The organism is Cryptosporangium sp. NPDC048952, from assembly GCF_043197895.1.
Lineage (GTDB): Bacteria > Actinomycetota > Actinomycetes > Mycobacteriales > Cryptosporangiaceae > Cryptosporangium.
Genome location: NZ_JBICTY010000001.1, coordinates 1 through 20,109, shown reverse-complemented (window position 1 = coordinate 20,109; position 20,109 = coordinate 1). Strand labels below are relative to the sequence as shown.

Here is a 20,109-nt window from a genome sequence, read left to right as displayed (position 1 = left end):
GAGCGCGTACCGGCCTCCCAACACGACCGGCCGGATGCTCGGGGAGAGCATCCGGCCGGTGAATGTTGTTGCAGGTGCGAGGCCCGCGCTAGCCGCGGACCCGCGTTCTAGCGGGAATTGCGGTCGTCGCGGTGACGAGCCGAGCGCTGCTCGGGCGTCCAGCGCGGACGCCCCGCCCGGTAGTTCTCCGAACCGCCACGCTCGCCCCGGTACTCACCGGACCGCTGCGAAGGCCCACGGTCGTAGCCGCCCCGGTCGCCGCCGTTGGAACGGTCGTAGCCGCCCCGGTCGCCGCCGTTAGGGCGGTCGTAGCCGCCGCGGTCGCCGCCGTTGGGGCGGTCGGCGCTGTAGCGGTCGCTGCGCTGCGGCCGGTCGCCGCGGTCGGTGCGCTCGCCGCGCTCCGGGCGGTCGGACCAGCGGGGGCCGTCCGAGCGGCGCGGGCCGCCCCGGTAACCACCCTCGCGCCGCTCGCCGGAGCCGCTGCGCGGACCCTTACGAAAACCTCCGCGGCCGCGCTCGCGGTCCCGGTCGAACTCCCGGTCACGCCGACGACGCGACTCGGCAGCCGCGAGCTCCTCGGCGGTGGGCGGCGGCGGAGCCGGCGGCAGGGCGTCGGTCAGGACGCTCGGCAGCGGCGCCTCCGGCGCGATCGTCGACCGCGTCGGGTTGATGCCGGCGAGCTTCGCCAGCCGGTGCGCGGACCGCCGGCTGTACGGCGCGACCAGCGTCGCGACGACACCGGACGCTCCGGCACGAGCGGTACGCCCGGCCCGGTGCAGGTACGACTTCGGGTCGGTCGGCGGGTCGTAGTGCACGACCAGCCCAACCCCGTCGACGTGGACGCCACGCGCGGCGACGTCCGTGGCGACCAGAACCGGCGAACGCCCGTTCTTGAAGTTCGTCAGCACCCGGTTGCGCTGACCCTGCGTCCGGCCGCCGTGCAGCGGCTCGGCGAAGATCCCACGCTCGGTGAGCTGCTCGGCGAGCCGGTCGGCACCGGCCTGGGTCTTGACGAACATGATCGTCCTGCCGGTGGACTTCACCAGCTCGGCGGCCACCCGCACCTTGTCGGCGTGGACCACGTGGAGCATGTGGTGCTCCATGGTGTCGACCGACGCCGTGGACGGCGCCAGCGAGTGCGTCACCGGGTCGTTCAGGTACTCCCGGACGATCGTGTCGACGTCGTTGTCCAGCGTCGCGGAGAACAGCAGGCGCTGCCCGTCCGGCCGGACCTGGTCGAGCAGACCGCGGACGACGGGCAGGAAGCCCATGTCGGCCATCTGGTCGGCCTCGTCGATCGCGGTGATCTCGACGTCGTCGAGCACCGCGCTACCGCGCCGGATGTGGTCCTCCAGGCGGCCAGGGGTCGCCACGAGCACGTGCACGCCACGGCGCAGGTCTTCGAGCTGACGCGACATCGCCGCACCACCCACGATCGGGCGCACCCGCACACCGACGGTGCGGCCCAGCGGGGCCAGCGCGTCGGTGACCTGGAGCGCGAGCTCACGGGTGGGGACGAGCACCAGGCCGAGCGGACGACCGGGGCGGACCCGGGCGCCGGCGAGCTTGGCGATCAGCGGAAGGCCGAACGCCAGCGTCTTGCCGGAGCCGGTGGAGCCACGGCCGAGGACGTCACGACCCGCCAGGACCTCGGGGATCGTGGCGGACTGGATCGGGAACGCGTCGGTCATGCCCTGCCGCTCGAGCGCGGTCACGACCGCGGACGGCAGTCCGAGCTCAGCGAACCGTACGGCGGCAGGCGTCTCGTCGGCAGGAGCCTCGGCGACGTCAGCTTCGAGCTTTTCAAGGATCGCGTCCTCGGACGCGAAGTCGGGCATTTCAGAAACAGCAAGCGAAGGCACAGAACGGCTTTCCGGATGGACGACACAGCAGCCAGGGGTCATCCACCCCGGTCGGGGTAACGGGGGTCTCCGATGGACTCATCGGTACGTCGAACCCACTGACCACCGGACGCTGGAACCGCCGGGACACGGGTTTACGACGAAACCTCGATAGGACATCTACCAAGTTCTCGGGACCCATCAGCTGCTCTGGGGCTCCGAGGAGGCTTGGACTGTAACCAGAGTACCTGGTCCTGGTGTTCCCGAGTTCGGCACCGGATCCGGACGGAGCCTCAAGGCCTCACCACAACCACCGATAGGCCACATGTTTCTCACAGCGGGTCGGCTGGTCTGAGTGGTGAGAGGTGCCTACCGTCTGAGCCATGGGAACAGGTGGTCCCGGCACAGCACCGGGGAACAGCCAGCTCGTCTCGGCGGGCCGTCGCATGAGAGGAACCGCGATGTACCGGCTGCACTGCCCAGAGTGCGCACGGCCCGGCGTCACGCGAACGAACCGTCGCGAGGTACAGGCCCTGGCCAACACGCACAACCAGATGCTCCACCGCGGCCGTCCGGTAGCAACCGTACGGATGGCCGGCTGGAACCTTTTTCGGAGGGTGATCCGTCAGCAGTAATCGCTTGTGACCGTTTTTCCCCTACAACAACCGGGGCCTCGCGCGACCGCGCGGGGCCCCGCCCTTTGTCTCTAGGCTGACGCCATGCATGCGATCACGATCACGGAGCCGGGCGGACCCGAAGTACTGCGCTGGACCGAGGTCCCCGACCTCGAACCAGGCGAGGGCGAAGTCCTGATCGACGTGGTCGCATCCGCTGTGAACCGCGCTGACCTGCTGCAACGCCAGGGCAATTACAACCCGCCGCCCGGTGCGTCGCAGTACCCGGGCCTGGAGTGCTCCGGCCGGATCGCCGCCGTCGGCGCAGGCGTCGACGGCTGGAACGTCGGCGACGAGGTCTGTGCGCTGCTGGCCGGCGGCGGGTACGCCGAGCAGGTCGCGGTGCCGGCGGGGCAGGTGCTCCCGGTCCCGGAGGGCGTGACGCTGGCCGAGGCCGCGAGCCTGCCCGAGGTCTACTGCACGGTCTGGTCGAACGTCTTCGCGGTCGGGCGCCTCGCACCCGGCGACTCGTTCCTGGTGCACGGTGGCGCGGGCGGCATCGGCACGGCCGCGATCCAGCTCGCGTCCGCCTACGGCGCCCGGGTCTTCACGACGGCCAGCGCCGCGAAGCACAACATCTGCCTGGCCCTCGGCGCCGAGCGGGCGATCGACTACCGCGCGGAAGATTTCGTCGAGGTGGTCAAGGAGGCCACCGACGGGCGCGGCGTGGATGTGATCCTCGACAACATGGGCGCGAAGTACCTTCCGCGCAACGTCGACGCGCTGGCGACCAACGGGCGTCTCGTCGTCATCGGCATGCAGGGCGGGGTGAAGGCCGAGCTGAACCTGGGCGCGCTGATGGCCAAGCGCGCGTCGGTCATCGCCACCTCGCTGCGCGCCCGGCCGGCCGAGGAGAAGGCCGAGATCGTCGCGGACGTCCGGGACCACGTCTGGCCGCTGCTCGGCTTCGGCAAGGTCCGGCCGATCGTCGACCGCGCGATCGCGCTCCAGGACGCCGCCGAGGCCCACCGGGCGCTCGAGGAGGGTTCCGCGACCGGCAAGGTCCTGCTGGTCCGCTGAGCGGTCCCACGCCGGCGCTCCCTGGCCGGCCCGAACGGGACCGCTCGGGCCGTCAGGCGGCGACCACCAGTCGCCAGGTGTCGGCCGCGAACTGCAGATCGAAGCCGAGGCCGGTGTAGAAGCGCAGCGCGTTGTTGACGTTCTCGGTGTCGACGCCCAGGCCGACGGCTCGGCGTCCGCGCTGCGCGAACTCGGCGAACGCGGTACGCAGCAGCAAGGTTGCGATGCCGGAGCCGCGCGCCGCGGCCACCGTGCCCAGGTTCTGCACCCAGCCGGTCGCCTCCCGGTCGTTGTGCCCCACCAGCACGCCGGTGTCGACCCCGTTCCGGGACGCGATCCAGGTCAGCGACCAGTCGCGGTGGTCGGCGTCCATGCGCTTGCGCCACTCGTCGTATCCGGTCGGCTCGAAGCCGAAGTGCCCGTCGAACGTCTCCTGGACGAGCCGGTACGCGACCTCCTGGTCGGCCGGCGACACCGCCACCCGGATCCGGACGTCGTCGGGAAGCACGGGCGGGAGGTCGGCCCCGACCGACACGACCCGGGTGAGCACGTGGTGGCGGCGGACGTTGCGCCAGCCGCGGGCGGGCAGCGCGTGCACGGCGAGCACGGAGTCGGGCGTCAGCGCCAAGTGGAGATCGGCTCCGCCCGGGAGTTCGGCCGCCCGGGCGGTGAGCAGGTCGAGCAGGTGGATGCCCGCCGGCACGGCGTCGCGCAGCACGTAGTGATCGACGTCGAAGCGGACGCCGGTCGACGCGGGCCAGAGCACCGCATAAGCCACCAACCGGTCACCGTCGAACGCTAGCCACGAGTCGCGCGCCAGGTCCGCGGTGCGCCGCAGGTCACCCTCGACCTCCTCGACGGAATACCCGGCGTCACCGGTGTCGACGAGGTCCACCTCGTTGATCAAAAGGCGGACAGCGGGGGCGTCGGCGAGAGTCGCGGCCCGAACCATGAGTTCGGATGTTCGTTGAGCGGGCATACCCTGCACCCTGCCACCGGCACCGGCGCGCACAACCTGATTGCGGGAGGATGGTCGTATGACCGACACCCAGTCCCCCAACGAGCAACCCGACCTTCCCGGTCAAACCGTCATGGTGATGGGTCCGGACGGTTCGCCGGTCGGCGCGATGCCGATCGAACTCGGCAATGAAGGCAGCGACAACGATCCGTCACGCCTGATCGAGCAGCCCGGCAAGGTCATGCGCATCGGCAGCATGATCAAGCAGCTGCTCGAGGAGGTGCGGGCGGCTCCTCTCGACGAGGCGAGCCGGGCCCGCCTCAAGGAGATCCACGCCCGGTCGATCACCGAGCTCGAGGACGGGATCGCCCCGGAGCTCCGCGACGAGCTGGAGCGGTTGTCGCTGCCGTTCACCGACGACGCGACCCCCTCCGAGCCCGAGCTGCGGATCGCGCAGGCCCAGCTGGTCGGCTGGCTGGAGGGCCTGTTCCACGGCATCCAGGCCGCGCTGGTGGCCCAGCAGATGGCTGCCCGGATGCAGCTCGAGCAGATGCGCGGACGCCCCGCGCTGCCGCCCGGGCTCGGCGGCATCGTGCCTGGCGAGGGCTCGCCCGGCGCCCACGGCACGGGCCAGTACCTCTGACCTATCGCGGGGTGGCCGCCTCGGCTTCGTCCAGCAGGGCGTCGATGTAGGTGGCTACCCCGTCGGCGTCGTTGCCGGTGGTGACGGTGTGGGCCACCGCGGCCGCCTCCGGGTGCGCGCCGGCGACGACGACGCCTCGCGCGGCCCAGCTCAGCATCGGGATGTCGTTCGGCATGTCACCGAAGGCCAGCACACCGTCCGGGTCGACGCCGTAGTGCTGCGCCACCCACGCCAGGCCGGTGGCTTTCGTCACACCGGTGGCGGACACCTCGATCAGGCCGCGGAAACCCGAGTGCGTCGCGGTGACCGTGCCGTCGAACACGCGCGTGCACCGCGTCCAGAGTTCGGCGGCCTCCACGCTCGGCGCGCGAATCAGTAGCTTCTCGGCCGGCTCCGCGATCAACTCCTCGTAGCTGACCAGGTCCTCGTCGGTGCGTCCGAGGTCGTGCCGCACGGGGTAGTCGGCTTCGTGCAGCATCCGCGGGCCACGCTCCACCGCGAAGATCGCGTCCGGGAACGACTCGCGCACCGACGTCGTCACCGTGCGGAGCGTCTCGGTCGGGATCGTCCAGTTCCGCAGCACCTCGCCGGACGCTCCGTCGAGCACCACCGCACCGTTGGCGCAGACCACCCGCCCGCGCCTGCCGGTCTGTGCCAGCACCGGGTCCATCCAGCGCCACGGCCGGCCCGTCACGAACACGAGCGTGATGCCGGCCCGCTCTAAGCGGCTGAACGTCGTCAGCGTCCGGTCCGAAACCGTCAGATCCGATCTGAGCAGGGTTCCGTCGAGATCGGTAGCGACCAACTTGGGCACGAACACGCTCCAAGCGTTACACGAAGTAGGGGGTCGTGATCCGGTTTGGCCGACGAATTGCTGGTTAGGCTGACCGCGTGCCTAACTACGCGACCGCTGACGCGGTTGACCGGGACGCGTTGCTGGAGTTCTTGAGGCCTCGTCACCATGGGCTGCTCGCCACGACCCGCAAGGATGGGCGACCGCAACTCTCCCCCGTCACGTGTGGAGTGGATACCGAAGGCCGGATCGTCGTCTCCACGTACCCCGACCGCGCCAAGGCGTTCAACGCACGGCGTGACACCCGCGCGAGCATCTGCGTGATGTCGTCGGACTGGGACGGGCCGTACGTGCAGGTGGACGGCTCGATCGAGGTGCTGGACCTGCCGGAGGCGCTGGAGCCGCTGGTGGAGTACTACCGGTGCATCTCCGGGGAACACCCCGACTGGGACGGCTACCGCACCGCGATGGAACGGCAGGGCAAGAGTCTGCTGCGCATCACGATCGAGCGGTGGGGCCCGATCGCCACCGGTGGGTTCCCGCCCCGGCTCGCCGAGCAATTCGGTGGGGCGAGTTAGCGCCTTTTGACCGAAGTCCGACAGAGCCCCCGCTCATACGTCGGCGGGGGGCTCCCCTCGGGGTCCTATCCTGTCGCCAAGAAGCGGGAGGAGGGGTCGGGTGAGATCGCAGGACGCCGGACCTCGCCTCGGGGACCGATATGTCCTCCGTGAGGTCTTAGGGCGCGGTGCGACCGGTGCCGTGTGGTCGGCTCACGACGTCCACCTCGACCGGCCGGTCGCGGTCAAGGTCCTGATCGACGCCGGCGACACCCTCACCACCCCGGAGCGTTTCCAGCGCGAGGCGCGTACCACCGCCCGGCTGAACCACGCGAACATCGTCGCGGTCTACGACGTCGGCAGAGTGAGCGAGCGCGACACGGTCGACGCTGCTCCCGGGACGCCGTTCCTGGTGATGGAGCTGCTCACCGGTGGCAGCTGGAAGGACGCGCTGCGCGGGCCGCTGCCGCCGCCGGAGCGGGTGGCCGGCGCGCTGGCGGGGGTCGCGCGGGCGCTCGCCGCCGCGCACGCGGTCGGTGTGACGCACCGCGACATCAAGCCGGCGAACGTGCTGCTCACCGCCGACGGGGAGGCGAAGCTCGCCGACTTCGGCATCGCCAAGTCGACGGAGTCGACCGGGCTGACGAAGCCCGGCGACATCGTCGGCACGCTCGCGTACACGGCTCCGGAGTGCCTGGAGGGGCAGGCGGCCGGTCCGGCCGCGGACATCTGGTCGTTCGGCGTGATGCTGTACGAGAGCCTGTCCGGACGTCGTCCGTTCGAGTACGAGACGCTCGGCGCGCTGATCACCGCGATCCAGTCCGGGCGGTACCGGTCGCTGGCCTACGACCTGCCGTCGCTTCCGCACTCGCTGTCGGCGACCGTCGACCGGTGCCTCGACCCGGATCCGCCGCACCGGCCCACTGCCGGTGAGCTGGCGCGGGTCCTGGCCGACGCCATGGCGTCCGCCGCCACCGGGTCCGCCCCGCCCACCACGATCACCCCCATCTCCGGCCCCCCGTCCTTCGACCCCACCACCGACGCCCCAGCCCCCTGGCCCCCCATCTCCGGCCCCCCCCTGACCGGCCACCCGGTCTCGGGCGCGCCCAGCTCCGGTCGCCCGGTCTCCGGCGCGCCCGCCTCCGGCCCGCCGATCTCTGGGCACCCGGTCTCGGGTGGGCCTACCTGGCGGGGAGTGCCGCCGGCGCCGCCTGCCTCGGGGCAGCGGACCGGGCCGGCCGCCCGGGTCCCGTCGGCGCCGGGGAGCCCGGTCCCGATCCGGGGCCCGTACAGCCGGGGCGGCACCGCGACCGGCGCCGTCCCACCGACGAATCCCCCAGTCCCGATCCCACCGCAGAACAACCCCCGCAAACGCCGCCGCTGGATCCTCCCGGTGGCCGCCGGAGTCGTGCTCGTCCTCCTCGCCGGCGGCGCCGTCGCCGGCCGCGGCCTGTTCCACGCCGTCACCGGCTGCAGCGGCGAGCTCCCACTCGTCGTGGCGTCCTCCCCGGAAAAGGCAGGCGTCGTCTCCACGCTCGCCGAGCGCTACAACGCCCACCCGGGCGACGTCGACGGCAAGTGCGTCCACGTCCACATCGTCATCGCGAAGTCCGGCGAGGCCGTGCAGGCGCTGGCCAAGCACTGGCCGGTGGCCGACTACGGCACCCGCCCCGACGTCTGGACCCCCGCGTCGAGCGTCTGGGTCGGCCTACTGGGCCAGAAGGCCGGCGCGATCGGCGCACAGACAAAGGCACCGAGCCTGGCCCGCTCGCCCCTGGTGATCGCGGCGCCGGAGGCCACCGCGCGCGCAATGGGCTGGCCGGCGAAGTCACCCAGCTGGCAGGAAATAGCCCGCTACGCCGGCAGCGACGCCGAGTGGGCAGAAGTGAGCAAGTCCAACACCCCGTTCCTGTTCGCCCGAACCAACCCCCTCGTCTCCACGTCCGGACTGCACGCGACGCTGGCCGCCTACCTCGCCGCCCCCGGCCGCACGGGTGACGTCGAGGAAGACCTGAAGCGCAGCAGCGTCCGGCTGTTCCTGCGGACACTCGAACGCTCCACCGACCGCTACGGCGACACGACGCTGACATTCCTGGACACCCTCCGCCAGCAGGAGGAACAGTCCGGCGCCTCGCCGGTGTCCGCTCTCGCCGTCGAAGAGCAGACCGTCTGGGCCTACAACCAGGGCGAACCGATGAGCGCGGGCAGCAGCCACCTGCCGGCACCAGCGCAGAAGCTCGTCGCGATGCAGCCCCGCGACGGCACGCTCGTCTCCGACCACCCGTACGTCACGGTCGACAGCGTGATCGACGCCCCGTGGGTGACCCCGGCGAAGCGGACGGCCGCCGACGACTTCCTGGCGTTCCTGCAGGAGGACGACCAGCAGGCGACGTTCCGCGCGGCCGGGTTCCGCGACAGCAACGACAAGATCGACCCCGACGTCGTCGCGAAGTCCGGCGGTTTCATCTCCGAGCACCCCGCGACGACGTTTCCCTCGCCCCAGCCCGCCGCGGTGGCGACGCTCCTGGACGCCTGGCGCAACCTGAACCGGCCGGCGAACGTGCTCATGGTGCTCGACACGTCGGGCTCGATGAAGAAGACGGTCGCCGGTACGAAGTCCACCCGCCTGCAGCTGGCCACGCAGGCAGCCGAGGCCTCGCTCGACTACTTCGGCACCAACGACCGGGTCGGACTCTGGGAGTTCTCCACCCAGCTGGCCGGGTCGGTCGATCACCGCCAGCTCGTCCCGCTCAGCACGAAGAACGACGGGGCGCTGAAACGCGCCCTGGCCAGCCTGACGCCGAAGAAGGACACCGGCCTGTACGACACCGCGCGCGACGCCGTCGATCTGGTGCGCGCGCAGAGCGACTCCGACGGCATCAACGCGGTCGTCCTGCTCACCGACGGCGACAACCAGGACCCGGGCAGCATCAGCCCTCAGGCGCTCCTGGCGCACCTGAAGACGAAGCCGACAGTGCGCGTCTACCCCGTGGCGTTCGGCGACGAGCTCTCAGCCAACGGCAAGAGCGTGCTGAACCAGATCGCCAAGACCACCGGCGGCCGCTACTACGAGTCGAATGACCCTCGTCGCATCGAGTCGGTTCTGGGCGACGTGATGTCTAACTTCTAGAGGTGTCGTCGCTCGGGACCCAGATCGCTCAGTCGCTGCCGATCTTCTCGCTGATCGTTCTGGGGTACGTCCTGGCGACGTTCGCCCCGTGGGCCCGCGAGGCCGGTAGTGCGTTGAGCACGTTCGTGTTCAACGTCTCGCTGCCGGCCCTGCTGTTCTCGATCACCAGCACGCCGTCGCGGTCGACGCCCAGCTGGAAAGTGGTCGGCGCGTACTTCGGCGGCTGCTTCGTGATCTTCGCGGTCTCGCGTCTGGTCGCCCGGTTCGCCACCGGCCTGGACGGGGTCGACGGATCGCTGTTCGCGGTGGGCGGGATCTTCTCCAACAACGTGCTGCTCGGGATCCCGCTGGCACAGGCGTTCCTGGGCCCGGCCGCGCTCCCCGTCGTCGCCATGGTCTTGATCTTCAACGCTGCCGTCCTGTGGACGCTCGCCACGGCCTCGATCGAGCAGGCACGCGGCGGCGCGCTCACCGCGAAAAGCCTGCTCCGCACCGCGGTGACGGTCACCGTGACGCCCCTCGTGCTGGCGATCGTCCTCGGCACCTGCCTGCGCCTGGTCGGTCTGCGCGTCCCGAGCGTGGTGGCCGATCCGATCCACTCGCTCGGCCAGTCGGCGACGCCGCTCGCACTCGTCGTCCTCGGGATCGGCCTGCAGCGCTACGGGCTCCGGGAGGGCTGGAAGATCAGCATTGGGATCACCGCGATCAAGCTGGTCCTGCATCCGCTGGCGGTCTGGCTGCTCGCGCTCGCGTTGGGGCTCTCGACGATCGAGACGCTCGCGGTGGTGCTGATGGCGTCGATCGCGACCGGGGCGAACGTGTACCTGATGGCGGAGAAGTTCGGCACGATGCAGGGGCCGGTGGCCTCGGCGATCGTCGTCTCGACCACGTTGTCGGTGGTCACGACACCGATCTGGCTGAGGCTCGCCGGGCAGTAGTGGCTCAGCCGGGCAGTAGGTCCTCGAGGTAGTGCGCGACCCCGTCGTCGTCGTTGGAGCCCGTCACCTCGTCGGCCACCGCCTTGAGCTCCGGGTGCGCATTCGCCACGGCGACGCCACGCCCCGCCCAGCCCAGCATCGGGACGTCGTTGGGCATGTCACCGAACGCGAGCACGTCCGACGCGACCACGCTGAGCGTGTCGCACACGACAGCGAGCCCGGCCGCCTTGGTCACGCCCGTCGGGCAGATCTCCAGGAAGCCCAGCCCGGCGTAGGTGACCTCGCCGACAGTGGCCGGCACGACGTCACGCGCGACCGCGAAGAACTCGTCGACGTCCACCCCGGGCTTGGCGACGAAGACCTTCAGCAGCTCGCCGGCGAACATGGTCTCCCGGTCCGCGGCTTCCCACGGGTCGGGGAACGGCCACTCGAACGACGGATCGCCGTGCAGCGGTGCGTGATCGGCCTCACCGGCCTCGACGGTGACCAGCACCGGACCGACCCGTTCCTCGATCATCGCGACCGCCTGCGCGGCGACCGCGCCGGCGATCCGCGTCGCCTTGAGCACCCCGCCGGTCTCCAGGTCGAGCACGAAGCCGCCCTGCGCGCACACCAGGTACCGGGACACGTCGACGGCCGCGGCGGACAACGTCCGCAGACGTGGGCCGCGGCCGGTCACCCCGACGACTTCGACGCCGGCGTCACGTACCCGGCGCAGCACGCCGTGGGTGTACTCGGACACCGTCCCGTCGGAGCGGATCAGGGTGCCGTCCAGGTCGGTCGCGACCAGAGCAGGAAGCACTGATGCCCTATCGGCCGTTCGTAGGTCAGCGCTTAGGGAAACCACCGACTGAGTGCGGTCGCGCAGCCGTCCAGCTCGACCGGGTCGGTGACCTCGTCGGCCGCGTCCTGGACGACGGACCTGGCCTGGCCCATCGCTACCGCCCAGCCGGCCCACTTGAACAGCTCGATGTCGTTGGTGCCGTCGCCGATCGCCAGCACGTCGGCCGCGTCGACGCCGAGGTCGGCGCAGACCATCGCGGTGCCGGTGGCCTTCGAGACGCCCGCCGCCTGGACGTCGAGCCACGCGCTGAAGCCCAGGTCCCAGCTGTACTGCGCCGGGTCGAGCACCTCCTGCGCGATGACCGCCATCTGCGCGACGTCCCACCCGGGCCGCACGCAGACGAGCCGGACCACCGGCTCGGACACCAGCGTCGCCAGGTCGACGACCTCCTGGCGGCCGAGCGTGAACTCCCGGTGGAAGCCGTCGGTCGTGAGGAAGCCATCCGGGTCGCGCTCGGCGGCGAACACCGCGTCGGGGATACGGGCGGCCAGCGCCGCCGCGGCCGGCGCCACGTCGACGGTGACCCGGTGGGTGATCTCGTCGACCTCGGCGTCGTAGACCACCGCGCCGTTGGTGCAGACGAGCTCGACGCCGTGGATGCCGAGCGCCACCGCCGTCTCGACCGCATCGCGGACCGCGCGACCGGTCGCGACGACGACCGGGACTCCGGCGTCGATCACCCGACCGACCGCGGCGGCCACCGCGAGGCTCGGCTGGGTACCGGCGGGGCCGTAGTTCACGACCGTGCCGTCGAGGTCGAGCGCGACGAGTTTGGGACGCCAGCCGGGATCGAGTTGCTTCACGGGGCGAGCACGTCCCGGCCACCCAGACTCTGCTGGCCTCCGAGATAGGGACGCAACGCCGCGGGCACCTTCACCGAACCGTCGGCCTGCTGGTGGTTCTCCAGGATCGAGACGATCCACCGGGTCGTGGCCAGTGTGCCGTTGAGCGTCGCGACCGGCTCCGGCTTCCCGTTGGCGCCGCGGTGGCGGATGTTGAGCCGACGCGACTGGAAGTCGGTGCAGTTCGACGTGGACGTGAGCTCCAGGTATCGATTCTGGCTGGGCAGCCAGGCCTCGCAGTCGAACTTCCGCGCGGCCGAGGAGCCGAGGTCACCGGCGGCGACGTCGATCACCCGGTAGGGGATCTCCACCTTGGCCAACATCTCCTCCTCCCACGCGAGCAGGCGCAGATGTTCGTCGTGCGCCTGGTCGAGCGTGGTGTACGAGAACATCTCGACCTTGTCGAACTGGTGGACGCGGATGATCCCGCGGGTGTCCTTCCCGTACGAGCCGGCTTCCCGCCGGTAGCAGGTCGACCAGCCCGCGTAGCGCTTCGCTCCGTTCGACAGGTCGATGATCTCGTCCGAGTGGTACCCGGCCAGCGCGACCTCGCTGGTGCCGACCAGGTACAGGTCGTCGGCCTCCAGGCGGTAGATCTCGTCGGCGTGCGCGCCGAGGAAGCCGGTGCCGCCCATGATCTCGGGCTTGACCAGCGTCGGGGTGATCATCGGCGTGAAGCCGTATTCGACGGCCTGCGCGACGGCCATGTTGAGCAGCGCGAGCTCGAGCAGCGCACCGACGCCGGTGAGGAAGAAGAAGCGCGAGCCGCCGACCTTGCTGCCGCGCTCCATGTCGATCGCGCCGAGCTTCTCGCCGATCGCGAGGTGGTCCAGCGGGTTCTCGAGCTGGGGAATCGCGCCGACTTCGCGGATGACGACGTAGTCGTCCTCGCCGCCGGCCGGCGCGCCCTCCTCGACGACGTTCGGCACTGCGAGGTGGGCCGTGCGCATGGCGGCGTCGGCTTCGGCCTGGTCTGCCTCGGCCGCCTTGACGGTGGCTGCGAGCTCCTTCGCGGCGGCGACCAGGGCCGGGCGCTCGTGCTTCGCCGCAGCCTTGACCTTGTTCGAGACCGCCTTCTGCTCACCGCGCAGCGCGTCGGCTTTGGCCACGGCGGCCCGGCGCCGTTCGTCGGCGGCGAGCAGCTCGTCCACCAGGGACTCGGACTCTCCGCGAGCACGCTGGCTGGCTCGAACGGCGTCCGGATTTTCCCTCAGGAAGCGAAGATCGATCACCGCCCCAGACTACTAGCGACGCCCTCCTCCATTTTTGCCGCCAGATCGACGGTCACGGTGAGGGTGCCGTCGTCCCACTCCCGACGCAACGGCAGGTCGAGACCGCCCAGCAGGCGCAGCATCGGGACGTTGTCGGGGCGCACGAGCGCGTGGATGCTGTCGCACTCCGCGTCGAGCGCCGCGGCGAGCAGGCGGCGGGTCACCGCGGTACCGAGCCCGCGCGACTGCCAGGCGTCCTCGACGAGCAGGCCGAGCTCGGCGGGCGTCGTGTCGTCGGCACCGCACCACATGAGGTTGCCCATCGCGACGATCGCGCCGTCCACCTCGGCGACCAGCGAGACACCCAGCCGAGGATCGACCAACCGCTCCAGCAGGCGGTGCGGCAGCCGCGTCAGACCGGAGTTGTACCGGCGGAAACGCGTCTCGTCCGAGCAGCGATCGTGCATCGCCGCGATCGCGTCGAGGTCGGCGGCGTCCGCCGGTCGCCAGAGAACCGTCTCCTCGACCACGTGAAGCGTCATGCGGCCATCGTCCGTGCGAAGCATTTCGGGATCGTTCCAGAAGGGTGACCCGACCCCGTGCGTTGGATCACAGGTACTGCCGGAGCGGCCCGCGTAACATGGAATAACGTGCAGTTTCTTCAGGCCTCCGGCGGGCCGACCACGCCGACAGCTGACCTGACCTACAACGACGTCTTCATGGTGCCTGCGCGCTCCGACGTCAAGTCCCGCCTCGACGTCGACCTCGCGACGGTCGACGGCGTCGGAACGACGATTCCGCTGGTCGTCGCCAACATGACAGCGATCGCCGGACGCCGGATGGCCGAGACCACCGCGCGACGCGGGGGGTTGACGATCATCCCGCAGGACATCCCGCTCGACGTCGTCGCGAGCGTGATCGAGTGGGTCAAGCAGCGGCACGTCGTGTACGAGACCCCCGTGACGCTCACGCGGCACGACACGGTCGGGGACGCGTTGGCGCTCATCCACAAACGTGCGCACGGGGCTGCGGTCGTGCTCGACGGCGACCGGCCGGTGGGTGTGGTGACTCCGGCCGACTGCGAGAGCGTCGACCGCTTCACCCAGGTCGAAGAGGTGATGAGCACCGAGCTGCTGACGATCACCGAGGGCACCCCGATGGACAAGGCGTACGGGACGCTGCACGACTCCCGCCGCAGGATCGCGCCGGTGGTCGACGCCGACGGCGCCATGGTCGGCGTCATCACGCGCACTGGCGCCCTGCGCAGCACTCTCTACACCCCGGCGCTCGACGCGAACGGCAAGCTGCGGATCGGCACCGCGATCGGCATCAACGGCGACGTCGCCGGCAAGGCGAAAGCGATGCTCGACGCCGGGACCGACGTCCTCGTCGTCGACACCGCACACGGCCACCAGGAACGCATGCTCGACGCGATCCGCGCGGTCCGCTCCGTCGACCCGTACGTACCGGTCGTGGCCGGCAACGTCGTCACGCGTGAAGGCGTCCGCGACCTCGTCGACGCCGGCGCGGACATCATCAAGGTCGGCGTCGGCCCCGGCGCGATGTGCACCACCCGGATGATGACCGGCGTGGGCCGCCCGCAGTTCAGCGCCGTCCTCGAGTGCTCCGCTGAAGCGAAGAAGTACGGCAAGCACGTCTGGGCCGACGGCGGTGTGCGCCACCCGCGTGACATCGCGCTCGCGCTGGCCGCCGGTGCCGCCAACGTGATGGTCGGCTCCTGGCTCGCCGGAACCTACGAGAGCGCCGCCGACCTGCAGCAGGACGGCGACGGACGCCTCTACAAGGTGTCGTTCGGCATGGCGTCCTCGCGGGCCGTGCGGCACCGCACCCGCACCGAGTCGGCGTTCGACCGGGCCCGCAAGGCCCTGTTCGAGGAAGGCATCAGCTCCGGGAAGATGTACATCGACCGGGAGCGTCCAGGCGTCGAGGACGTCATCGATCAGATCGTCGCCGGGCTCCGTTCGGCGTGCACCTACGCGGGCGCGAACTCCCTCGAGGAGCTGCACGAGAAGGCCGTCGTCGGCATTCAGTCGGCCGCCGGCTACGACGAGGGCCGCCCGCTCCGCACCAGCTGGTGAGCGACGTGCTCGTGGGCGCGGTCCGGGCGGCGCTGGCCGAGGCCGCCGACCCGGACCGGGCGCCCGGCATGCAGGCCTACATGAAGTCGACGATGCCGTACCTCGGTGTCCCGAAGCCGGTACGCGCGAAGGCCGTGAAGCCGATCTTCGCCGAGCACGTCCTGCCCGACCGGGAGTCCTGGGGACGAGCCGTGCGGACGCTCTGGCACGACGCCTCGTACCGCGAGGAGCGCTACGCCGCGATCGACCTCACTGGGTATCGCGCCTACCGCCAGTTCCAGGACATCGGGACGCTGGACCTCTACCGCGAGCTCGTCGTCGACGGCGCCTGGTGGGACTTCGTCGACGAGATCGCCAGCCGCCGCGTCGGCCCGATCCTGCTCGCCGACCGCCGGGGCGCCACGCCGCTGATCCGCGCCTGGAGCACCGACCCCGACAAATGGCTGCGTCGCACCTCGATCATCTGCCAGCTGAGCTTCAAACAAGACACAGACCTCGCTCTGCTCGCGGACGTCATCGAGCCGAACACCGCCGATCCGGAGTTCTTCCTGCGCAAGGCGATCGGCTGGGCGCTCCGGCAGTACGCCTGGACCGACCCGGACTGGGTGCGGGCGTACATCGGCGCCCACGAGAGCGAGCTGTCGCCCCTGTCCAAGCGCGAAGCCCTGAAAAATCTCTAGGCTGACGACGTGGTCGAGATGAGCCGCGAGCGTTTCGAGGAACTCGTCGGGGACGCGCTGGACGCGGTCCCGGAGGAACTGCTCCGGCGGATGAGCAACGTGGTCGTGCTGGTCGAGGACGATGCGCCGGAGCGCGGGCTGCTCGGGCTCTACGAGGGGCACGCCCTCACGGACCGGGGCTGGGACTACTCCGGCGTCCTCCCGGACCGGATCACAATTTTCCGTAACCCCACGCTCGCTATCTGTTCCACCGAGCAGGACGTCGTCGACGAGGTGGCAATCACTGTCGTCCACGAAATTGCGCACCATTTCGGCATTCCGGATGAGCGGCTGCACGAATTGGGCTGGGGCTGACCAATTGCCGACTGGTCGGCGCACCTCGCTGGCCTGCGGGTCCTACCCTGATGTCACTGTCATGCGGAGGGAAAACTCATGCGCTCTGAACTGTTCGCCGCCTCGAACATGGAGCAGGAGTCGGCGCAGCCGGGTCTGCGCCTCCAGAATTCCAAGCTTCTGAAAGTGGAGCTCCGCGGCGAGATCTTCGCCCGGGTCGGCTCGATGGTCGCCTACCAGGGAAACGTCCAGTTCCAGGCCCAGGGCTCGGGGGGCCTTGGCAAGTTCCTGAAGCAGAAGCTCACCGGTGAAGGTGTGCCGCTGATGAAGGCCGTCGGCCAGGGTGATGTCTTCCTCGCGGACAACGCGTCGGACATCTACCTCATCGACCTCGAGGGCCCGCACGACGGTCTGACGATCAACGGCGCGAACGTGCTCGCATTCGAGCCCACCCTGCAATGGGACATCAAGATGGTCCAGGGCGCTGGCATGTTTTCGGCGCAGGGCGCGTTCAACACGGTCTTCTCCGGCCAGGGCCGGATCGCTGTGACGTGCAAGGGCACGCCGGTCGTCCTCCGGGTCGACCAGCCGACCTACGCCGACCCGCAGGCGGCGGTGTGCTGGTCCGCGGGGCTGCAGACCGGCTACCACCGCGCCGACCAGCTCGGCCTCGGCACGCTGATCGGCCGCACCACCGGTGAGGCGTTCACGATGAGCTTCGCCGGCCAGGGCTTTGTCGTCGTCCAGCCGTCCGAGCAGCCGGCCGGCCTGGGCGCCGGCGGTGGCGGTCAGCAGCAACAGCAGGGCGGCCTCGGCAGCCTCTTCAGCTAGCCAAGCGTCCGTCGCCGGGCCCGCCGCGCGCCTCATCGGGCAGGCCGTCTGCCCGATAAGGGCTAGCACTGGCTCGCCGGCCCCCAGCACGGGGCCGGCGAGCTGGTCGGTCAGCCGCAGCTGTCGCAGCGGCGCCAGGAGACCTGGTCCTCGGCGGCGACCGCGTCGCGGCCGGCGTCGTCGAGCAGGCAGCAGGTGAGACACGGCTGGCCGTAGGCCGGCAGCGTGTACGCGTAACAGCAGGTACGGCGCAGTAGCAGCGGACGCCACCCCTGGCCCTCGTCGAGCTCGGCGATCTCGACGAGCTGGGCGGCCCCCTCCGGGAGGATCGACAGCAGCCGGTGAACAGTCGCAGCGCGGTCGGGGAGGAACGTCGGGTCCGCGGTGGCCGCCGGATACCCGATCGACTGGGCCACGGTGCCCCACAGGGGCCGCGGGCCTCCACCGCGCAATGCGCGGAACGCTTCGACCGCAGGCGCCAGGTGGTTCTCGACCAGCGTGCACCGCAGCACCTCGAGCAGCTCCTGCTCGGTCGCCACGACCGCTACGCCGGACTGTCCGGCCATGGGATCGTCCGACAGCACCGTGTAGTGCAGCGAGCGGAACTCTAGGCGCGGCTCGTCCGCCAGCTCCGTGCGCATGCTGACGCACGCCGACGAAACGTCAACCACGCGCCGCTCGGTGACCCAACGGCCGACCGCTACCTCGATCAGCGCCCAGGTGTAGGCCTTGAACGCGAGAGCGGAGGCGACCGGGAATCGGGTGCTGCCGTGGTACTCGCCGTAGCGGGTGATCCACGTACGGAGAGCACCTGGGTCGGCCAGCAGGTCGGCTGCGCGCCGGGGCGCGATCGACGGAGGAAGCGTCATCGCTCAGCCCTCACATCGAAACACCCTCTGGACCTTGTCATGCCGTTAGGTTAGCCTAACCACACCAGAGAGGGAAACGCTGGGGTACGAGGGGAGCCGTAGCCTAGTTTGTCACCTTTGGTGTGCCCGGCCGGGCGACTCAGCCCCGCCCGGCCGGGCATGTTTCATTTCTTTCCGCAGTTGAAGGCGCGGAAACGTCGTCAGGCGCCGCCTGAGCGAACCCGCTCCAGCCACGCTGCAGCATCCGTGAAGTCGTCGTCCGAGGGTTCGGCCCGGCCGTCGCCCTCGTGATCGGCGCCGGCTCGCGGGTACGAGCCGAGGAATCGAACGTCCGCGCAGACGCGTCGCAGGCCCATCAGCGCCTCGCCGACCCGGGCGTCTTCGATGTGCCCGTCGCAGTCGAGGAAGAAGCAGTACCGCCCGATGCGCTCCTTGGTCGGACGCGACTCGATCCGGGTGAGGTTGATACCGCGGACTGCGAACTCCGTGAGCACCTCCAGGAGCGCCCCGGTGCGGTCGTGCGCGATGAACGCCACCAGCGAGGTGACGTCGGCACCGGTGGGCGTCGGCGGCTGCGAGGGACGCGTCACGAGGACGAAGCGGGTGACGGCCGCGGCGTTGTCGCCGACGTTCACCGCCAACTCCGCCAGCTGGTTGCGCTGCCCGGCGACTGGAGCACACACCGCGGCGTCCCAGTCACCACGGACGACACCTTCAGCCGCATCGGACGTGGAGGGGGCAGTCACCAACTCCGCCTGCGGTACGTGACGCCGTAGCCATCCCTGGCACTGCGCGAGGCCGTGGGGGTGCGACGCGACGGTCTTCAGTGTGGCGAGGTCAGCGCCGGCGGACGCGTAGAGGTTGAACGTGACCGGCAGCAGTACTTCCCGCCTGATCATCAGCCGATCGCCACCGGCCAGTCCGTCGAGCGTGGGAGGGACCGCCCCCTCCACGGAGTTCTCCAGCGGAACCAACGCCGCATCCGCGGAACCGTCCCGGACGGACTGCAGGGCCTCCGGAACGGTCACCATCGGGAGCAGCTCGGCGCCAGCCGTCTCGGGGACCGTGCGCAGCGCCTGCTCAGTGAAGGTACCGGCCGGCCCCAGATAGGCATATCGGTTGAGCACAGCAGACATGCCCGAAGCCTATCCGCGACGTCAGACGCGATGAAAAAACGTCAGCGAGCCGAGTACGGCGCCACCGACCCGAATCGGCGTCGAAATCGCATCGAGCGTCCAGGTGCTGTTACCGGAGCGCACGCGCAGAAGGCCGCGGGCGAGAGCGCCGGTGGAGAGAGCGAACAACGGTGGAATGCGCTCCACCTCGTCCGGGCGGAGCCGGACACGGGAGGCACTGAAGTCGATGAGCTCGACCACGTCTTCGAGAAGACCCTTACCGACCAGAGCCCCCTGATGCGACGCCAACCCGAGGGCGCCGTGGCAGCTGGACGATGCTGCGAGCACCACGCCGTCCCGGTCGAGGAGCAGGCAGGGCTCTTCAGCTTCGCTGACGGTGTGCAGCCAATTTTCCAAGAGTCTGGTGGCATCGACGAGTCGTAACGTAGGGACGACATCAGAGGTGACCTCGCCGGCGGCCACGGACATGTCGATGTGGGCCATGTGAGCCTGGCCTCCTCCCGCAATTGCCAGCACCTATCGCCTACCACCAGAGTAGACGCCATTACAGGATGCGTAAGCAATAGTGACACAAAGCAAGAGGGCCGCTGCCTAATGGCAGCGGCCCTCTTGTACGAAAAGTCCGGCGGCGTCCTACTCTCCCACACCATCACCAGTGCAGTACCATCGGCGCTGAGGAGCTTAGCTTCCGGGTTCGGAATGGGACCGGG

At 70.2% G+C, this 20,109-nt stretch carries 19 protein-coding genes and 1 rRNA gene; 9 read left to right on the top strand and 11 right to left on the bottom strand.

Annotated elements, in window-relative coordinates; all coding sequences use genetic code 11:
• Positions 1 to 107: 107 nt before the first annotated feature.
• Positions 108 to 1,838, bottom strand: a complete 1,731-nt coding sequence (locus tag ACGFY5_RS00100; protein WP_392715622.1) for a DEAD/DEAH box helicase — start codon at positions 1,836 to 1,838, stop codon at positions 108 to 110.
• 722 nt (positions 1,839 to 2,560) lie between these two features.
• On the opposite strand from ACGFY5_RS00100, the gene ACGFY5_RS00095 reads away from it, so the two are divergent.
• On the top strand, positions 2,561 to 3,535 hold the full coding sequence (locus ACGFY5_RS00095; protein ID WP_392715620.1) for an NAD(P)H-quinone oxidoreductase: 975 nt from the start codon (positions 2,561 to 2,563) through the stop codon (positions 3,533 to 3,535).
• A gap of 52 nt (positions 3,536 to 3,587) precedes the next feature.
• Here ACGFY5_RS00095 and ACGFY5_RS00090 read toward each other — a convergent pair whose 3' ends face one another.
• On the bottom strand, positions 3,588 to 4,487 hold the full coding sequence (locus ACGFY5_RS00090; protein WP_392715618.1) for a GNAT family N-acetyltransferase: 900 nt from the start codon (positions 4,485 to 4,487) through the stop codon (positions 3,588 to 3,590).
• Positions 4,488 to 4,572: 85 nt separating this feature from the next.
• On the opposite strand from ACGFY5_RS00090, the gene ACGFY5_RS00085 reads away from it, so the two are divergent.
• Complete coding sequence (locus tag ACGFY5_RS00085) at positions 4,573 to 5,136, top strand: bacterial proteasome activator family protein (protein ID WP_392715616.1); 564 nt, start codon at positions 4,573 to 4,575, stop codon at positions 5,134 to 5,136.
• A 1-nt stretch (position 5,137) separates the two neighbouring features.
• Here ACGFY5_RS00085 and ACGFY5_RS00080 read toward each other — a convergent pair whose 3' ends face one another.
• Entirely contained in the window at positions 5,138 to 5,950 is an 813-nt protein-coding gene (locus ACGFY5_RS00080) for an HAD family hydrolase (protein WP_392715614.1), read from the bottom strand.
• A gap of 77 nt (positions 5,951 to 6,027) precedes the next feature.
• Here ACGFY5_RS00080 and ACGFY5_RS00075 point away from each other — a divergent pair, with 77 nt between their 5' ends.
• The 3 genes from ACGFY5_RS00075 (at position 6,028) to ACGFY5_RS00065 (ending at position 10,554) form a co-directional block, all read left to right on the top strand.
• Positions 6,028 to 6,507 (top strand): PPOX class F420-dependent oxidoreductase, encoded by a 480-nt coding sequence (locus ACGFY5_RS00075; protein WP_392715612.1) that lies wholly within the window; start codon positions 6,028 to 6,030, stop codon positions 6,505 to 6,507.
• A 100-nt stretch (positions 6,508 to 6,607) separates the two neighbouring features.
• Positions 6,608 to 9,616, top strand: a complete 3,009-nt coding sequence (locus tag ACGFY5_RS00070; RefSeq protein ID WP_392715610.1) for a protein kinase — start codon at positions 6,608 to 6,610, stop codon at positions 9,614 to 9,616.
• 2 nt (positions 9,617 to 9,618) lie between these two features.
• Positions 9,619 to 10,554, top strand: a complete 936-nt coding sequence (locus ACGFY5_RS00065; protein ID WP_392715608.1) for an AEC family transporter — start codon at positions 9,619 to 9,621, stop codon at positions 10,552 to 10,554.
• A 4-nt stretch (positions 10,555 to 10,558) separates the two neighbouring features.
• On the opposite strand, the gene ACGFY5_RS00060 is transcribed toward ACGFY5_RS00065, so the two are convergent.
• From ACGFY5_RS00060 to ACGFY5_RS00045, 4 genes are read right to left on the bottom strand one after another with little or no spacing between them, the layout of a single operon-like run.
• Positions 10,559 to 11,356 (bottom strand): HAD hydrolase family protein, encoded by a 798-nt coding sequence (locus tag ACGFY5_RS00060; RefSeq protein WP_392715606.1) that lies wholly within the window; start codon positions 11,354 to 11,356, stop codon positions 10,559 to 10,561.
• 32 nt (positions 11,357 to 11,388) lie between these two features.
• A complete protein-coding gene (locus tag ACGFY5_RS00055; RefSeq protein WP_392715604.1) occupies positions 11,389 to 12,201 on the bottom strand; it encodes an HAD family hydrolase in 813 nt (270 codons plus the stop codon).
• Positions 12,198 to 13,472 carry a serine--tRNA ligase gene (gene serS, locus ACGFY5_RS00050; RefSeq protein ID WP_392715602.1) on the bottom strand — a complete coding sequence of 425 codons (1,275 nt, stop codon included), beginning with the start codon at positions 13,470 to 13,472 and terminating at the stop codon, positions 12,198 to 12,200. The genes ACGFY5_RS00055 and serS overlap by 4 nt, the downstream gene beginning before the upstream one ends.
• Positions 13,469 to 13,993 carry a GNAT family N-acetyltransferase gene (locus ACGFY5_RS00045; RefSeq protein WP_392715600.1) on the bottom strand — a complete coding sequence of 175 codons (525 nt, stop codon included), beginning with the start codon at positions 13,991 to 13,993 and terminating at the stop codon, positions 13,469 to 13,471. The genes serS and ACGFY5_RS00045 overlap by 4 nt, the downstream gene beginning before the upstream one ends.
• 177 nt (positions 13,994 to 14,170) lie before the next feature.
• Between ACGFY5_RS00045 and ACGFY5_RS00040 the strand changes: the two genes are divergently transcribed.
• The 4 genes from ACGFY5_RS00040 to ACGFY5_RS00025 all read left to right on the top strand — a co-directional run bounded on the left by ACGFY5_RS00040 (position 14,171) and on the right by ACGFY5_RS00025 (position 17,394).
• Entirely contained in the window at positions 14,171 to 15,550 is a 1,380-nt protein-coding gene (locus ACGFY5_RS00040) for a GuaB1 family IMP dehydrogenase-related protein (RefSeq protein WP_392718570.1), read from the top strand.
• A complete protein-coding gene (locus ACGFY5_RS00035) occupies positions 15,544 to 16,230 on the top strand; it encodes a DNA alkylation repair protein (protein ID WP_392718568.1) in 687 nt (228 codons plus the stop codon). The genes ACGFY5_RS00040 and ACGFY5_RS00035 overlap by 7 nt, the downstream gene beginning before the upstream one ends.
• Positions 16,231 to 16,248: 18 nt before the next feature.
• Positions 16,249 to 16,584, top strand: coding sequence for a metallopeptidase family protein (locus ACGFY5_RS00030; protein WP_392718566.1), 336 nt, complete (start codon positions 16,249 to 16,251; stop codon positions 16,582 to 16,584).
• Between the two features lie 78 nt (positions 16,585 to 16,662).
• A complete protein-coding gene (locus ACGFY5_RS00025) occupies positions 16,663 to 17,394 on the top strand; it encodes an AIM24 family protein (RefSeq protein WP_392715598.1) in 732 nt (243 codons plus the stop codon).
• A gap of 110 nt (positions 17,395 to 17,504) precedes the next feature.
• Here the strand turns inward: ACGFY5_RS00025 and ACGFY5_RS00020 are convergent, their stop codons facing one another.
• The 4 genes from ACGFY5_RS00020 to rrf form a co-directional block, all read right to left on the bottom strand.
• The gene (locus tag ACGFY5_RS00020) at positions 17,505 to 18,263 is read right to left on the bottom strand and encodes a hypothetical protein (protein WP_392715596.1); all 759 of its coding nucleotides are present in this window, start codon (positions 18,261 to 18,263) and stop codon (positions 17,505 to 17,507) included.
• Positions 18,264 to 18,463: 200 nt separating this feature from the next.
• Positions 18,464 to 19,399: a prephenate dehydratase gene (gene pheA / locus ACGFY5_RS00015; RefSeq protein WP_392715594.1), complete on the bottom strand. Its 936-nt coding sequence runs from the start codon at positions 19,397 to 19,399 to the stop codon at positions 18,464 to 18,466.
• Positions 19,400 to 19,420: 21 nt separating this feature from the next.
• The gene (locus tag ACGFY5_RS00010; protein WP_392715592.1) at positions 19,421 to 19,882 is read right to left on the bottom strand and encodes a hypothetical protein; all 462 of its coding nucleotides are present in this window, start codon (positions 19,880 to 19,882) and stop codon (positions 19,421 to 19,423) included.
• Positions 19,883 to 20,019: 137 nt separating this feature from the next.
• Positions 20,020 to 20,109: ribosomal RNA gene (gene rrf, locus ACGFY5_RS00005) — 5S ribosomal RNA — on the bottom strand; the annotation flags it as partial.